Consider the following 4,262-nt stretch of genomic DNA (forward strand, 5'->3'; position numbering starts at 1 on the left):
GGTCGTCCCGGTGGCGGCGGTGGTCGTCCCGGCGGCGGCTTCGCCGGTCGTCCCGGTGGCGGCGGTGGCGGCTTCGCCGGCCGTCCGGGTGGTCCCGGCGGTGGCGGTGGCGGCTTCGCCGGCCGTCCGGGTGGTCCCGGCGGTGGCGGCGGCGGTCGTCCCGGCTTCGGCGGCCGTCCCGGCGGTCCCGGTGGCCGTGGTGGCACGCAGGGTGCGTTCGGCCGTCCCGGCGGTCCGGCGCGTCGTGGCCGCAAGTCGAAGCGGCAGCGTCGCCAGGAGTACGAGGCCATGCAGGCCCCGAGCGTCGGCGGCGTGATGCTGCCGCGCGGCAACGGCGAGACCATCCGTCTCTCCCGCGGCGCGTCGCTCACCGACTTCGCGGAGAAGATCAACGCCAACCCGGCGTCCCTCGTCGCGGTCATGATGAACCTCGGCGAGATGGTCACCGCCACGCAGTCCGTCTCCGACGAGACCCTGCAGCTCCTCGCCGACGAGATGAACTACACGGTTCAGATCGTCAGCCCCGAGGAGGAGGACCGCGAGCTGCTCGAGTCCTTCGACATCGAGTTCGGTGAGGACGAGGGCTCCGACGAGGACCTGGTCGTCCGTCCGCCGGTGGTGACCGTCATGGGTCACGTCGACCACGGTAAGACCCGACTGCTCGACGCGATCCGCAAGACGAACGTCATCGCGGGCGAGGCCGGCGGCATCACCCAGCACATCGGTGCCTACCAGGTGGCGACCCAGGTCAACGACGAAGAGCGCAAGATCACCTTCATCGACACCCCGGGTCACGAGGCGTTCACCGCCATGCGTGCCCGCGGTGCGAAGTCGACCGACATCGCGATCCTGGTCGTCGCGGCCAACGACGGCGTCATGCCGCAGACGGTCGAGGCGCTGAACCACGCCAAGGCGGCCGACGTGCCGATCGTGGTCGCGGTCAACAAGATCGACGTCGAGGGTGCCGACCCGACCAAGGTGCGCGGTCAGCTGACCGAGTACGGCCTGGTGGCCGAGGAGTACGGCGGCGACACGATGTTCGTCGACATCTCCGCCAAGCAGGGTCTGCACATCGACTCGCTGCTGGAGGCCGTGATCCTCACGGCCGACGCCTCGCTCGACCTGCGGGCCAACCCGAACCAGGACGCGCAGGGCATCTCGATCGAGTCCCGCCTCGACCGCGGCCGCGGTGCCGTGGCGACGGTCCTCGTCCAGCGAGGCACGCTGCGGGTCGGCGACACGATGGTGGTGGGCGACGCCTACGGCCGCGTGCGCGCCATGCTCGACGACAACGGCAACAACGTCGCCGAGGCCGGCCCGTCGACGCCGGTCCAGGTCCTGGGCCTGACCAACGTCCCGGGTGCGGGCGACAACTTCCTCGTCGTCGACGAGGACCGCACCGCCCGCCAGATCGCGGAGAAGCGCGCCGCCCGCGAGCGGAACGCGGCCTTCGCCAAGCGCACGCGCCGCGTGTCGCTGGAGGACCTGGACAAGGTGCTGAAGGCCGGCGAGGTCCAGCAGCTGAACCTGATCATCAAGGGTGACGCTTCCGGTTCCGTCGAGGCCCTCGAGTCCTCGCTGCTCCAGCTGGACGTCGGCGAAGAGGTCGACATCCGCGTCCTGCACCGCGGCGTCGGTGCGGTCACGGAGTCCGACATCGACCTGGCGATGGGCTCCGACGCCATCGTGATCGGCTTCAACGTCCGCGCGGCCGGCCGCGCGGCGCAGATGGCCGAGCGCGAGGGCGTGGACGTCCGGTACTACTCGGTCATCTACCAGGCGATCGAGGAGATCGAGGCGGCCCTCAAGGGCATGCTCAAGCCGGAGTTCGAAGAGGTCGAGCTGGGTACGGCGGAGATCCGCGAGGTCTTCAAGTCGTCCAAGCTGGGCAACATCGCCGGTGTCCTCATCCGCTCGGGCGAGGTCCGCCGCAACACCAAGGCGCGCCTCATCCGCGACGGCAAGGTGGTCGCGGAGAACCTCACCATCGAGGGCCTGCGTCGCTTCAAGGACGACGTCACCGAGATCCGCGAAGGCTACGAGGGTGGTATCAACCTCGGAAACTTCAACGACATCAAGGTCGACGACGTCATCGCGACGTACGAGATGCGGGAGAAGCCGCGGGCCTGATCGGCCGACGGTTTCGTGCTGGCCGGCGGGACAGGGTTCCGCCGGCCAGCGCGCCGTTTTCCGCCCGTCCACCTGCCCCGGTCGGCTGAAGGCTCCGGAGTCCGGGGCGGCGCCCCGTGGCGTGGCGCCTCCGGCCGACCGAGACGGGTGGACAGGTGGGCGAAGCGGGGGCCTGGGGGCGGAGCCCCCGGGCGCAGCCGCAGCCCACGGTGCCAAAACCCTGTCGAGCCACCGGCAGGTACGCGGTACGGTTCTTGATGTCCCCGGCCATCTGGCCCCGGGGCCATCGATCCCGTACCGGCGGGTGAACCGGTTACACACATGTACGTGGGGACTCTGTCCTTCGACCTCCTCCTCGGCGACGTCCACTCGCTGAAGGAGAAGCGCTCCGTCGTCCGCCCGATCGTCGCCGAACTCCAACGGAAGTACGCCGTGAGCGCGGCCGAGGTGGACCACATGGACCTGCACCGGCGAGCGATCATCGGCCTCGCCATGGTCTCCGGCGACGCGGCGCATCTCACCGACGTACTGGACCGGTGTGAACGGCTGGTCGCCGCCCGCCCCGAGGTGGAGCTGCTGTCGGTCCGACGCCGCTTCCACGGCGAAGACGACTGACGACGACCAGACCACAGAACGCAAGCAAGAGAAAGAACGGGAGACGGACCAGTGGCCGACAACGCGCGGGCGAAAAGGCTGGCGGACCTCATCCGGGAGGTGGTGGCCCAGAAGCTGCAGCGCGGGATCAAGGACCCGCGGCTCGGCTCGCACGTCACCATCACGGACACCCGGGTCACGGGTGACCTGCGGGAGGCGACCGTCTTCTACACGGTCTACGGCGACGAGGAGGAGCGGAAGGCCGCCGCGGCGGGCCTGGAGAGCGCCAAGGGCATCCTGCGCTCCGAGGTGGGCCGCGCGGCCGGGGTGAAGTTCACCCCGACCCTGACCTTCGTGGCGGACGCCCTGCCGGACACCGCCCGGACCATCGAGGACCTCCTCGACAAGGCCCGGCAGTCCGACCAGAAGGTGCGCGAGGCGGCCACCGGCGCCACGTACGCCGGCGGCGCCGACCCCTACAAGAAGCCGGCCGACGACACCGACACGGACGGCGACGCCACCGAATGACCCAGAAGCACACCACGCCCGACGGCCTCGTCATCGTCGACAAGCCGTCGGGCTTCACTTCGCACGACGTGGTCGCCAAGATGCGCGGGATCGCCCGGACCCGCCGCGTCGGCCACGCCGGCACCCTCGACCCGATGGCGACCGGCGTCCTGGTCCTCGGGGTGGAGCGCGCCACCAAGCTCCTCGGACACCTCGCGCTCACCGAGAAGGAGTACCTGGGCACGATCCGCCTGGGGCAGAACACCGTCACCGACGACGCCGAGGGCGAGATCACCTCGTCCACGGACGCCTCCAAGGTGACCCGGGACGCCATCGACGCCGGCATCGCCAAGCTCACCGGCGACATCATGCAGGTGCCGTCCAAGGTCAGCGCCATCAAGATCGACGGCGTACGGTCGTACAAGCGGGCCCGCGAGGGCGAGGACTTCGAGATCCCCGCCCGGCCCGTGACGGTGTCCTCCTTCGCGGTGTACGACGTCCGGGACGCGGTCGCCGAGGACGGCACACCCGTGCTCGACCTGGTGGTGTCGGTGGTCTGCTCCTCCGGCACCTACATCCGCGCGCTCGCCCGCGACCTGGGCGCCGGCCTGGGCGTCGGCGGCCACCTCACGGCGCTGCGCCGCACGCGGGTCGGGCCGTACAAACTCGACGCGGCCAGGACGCTGGACCAGCTCCAGAAGGAGCTGACCGTGATGCCGATCGCCGAGGCCGCCGCCGCCGCGTTCCCGCGCTGGCAGGTCGACGCCAAGCGGGCCCGGCTGCTGCTGAACGGCGTCCGGCTGGAGATGCCCGAGGAGTACGCGGGCGCCGGCCCCGTCGCCGTGTTCGACCCCGAGGACCGCTTCCTCGCGCTCGTCGAGGAGCACCGGGGCAAGGCCAAGAGCCTGGCCGTCTTCGGCTGAGCGCCGGCTGAGCCCTCTGCCGTGGAGCGGCGGCCGGCCACGGGGTCGGGCCCCTGCCGCCGCTCCACGGTCCCCCCTCGGTTCCCCACCCCTAGGGTTATCCAGCAG

The 4,262-nt window shown here is 70.8% G+C and carries 4 protein-coding genes; all 4 read left to right on the plus strand.

Features of this window, described 5'->3' with window-relative positions; genetic code table 11:
* A partial coding sequence (gene infB / locus CCN44_RS38940; protein ID WP_086703741.1) for a translation initiation factor IF-2 occupies positions 1–2,130 on the plus strand: 2,130 nt, incomplete at its 5' end.
* A 321-nt stretch (positions 2,131–2,451) separates the two neighbouring features.
* The gene (locus CCN44_RS38945) at positions 2,452–2,745 is read left to right on the plus strand and encodes a DUF503 domain-containing protein (RefSeq protein ID WP_059252917.1); all 294 of its coding nucleotides are present in this window, start codon (positions 2,452–2,454) and stop codon (positions 2,743–2,745) included.
* A 51-nt stretch (positions 2,746–2,796) separates the two neighbouring features.
* On the plus strand, positions 2,797–3,252 hold the full coding sequence (rbfA, locus tag CCN44_RS38950; protein WP_086703733.1) for a 30S ribosome-binding factor RbfA: 456 nt from the start codon (positions 2,797–2,799) through the stop codon (positions 3,250–3,252).
* The gene (gene truB, locus CCN44_RS38955) at positions 3,249–4,154 is read left to right on the plus strand and encodes a tRNA pseudouridine(55) synthase TruB (protein ID WP_059252919.1); all 906 of its coding nucleotides are present in this window, start codon (positions 3,249–3,251) and stop codon (positions 4,152–4,154) included. Before rbfA ends, truB begins: the two co-directional genes overlap by 4 nt.
* Positions 4,155–4,262: the final 108 nt, after the last annotated feature.

The organism is Streptomyces tricolor, assembly GCF_002155905.1.
GTDB lineage: Bacteria > Actinomycetota > Actinomycetes > Streptomycetales > Streptomycetaceae > Streptomyces > Streptomyces tricolor.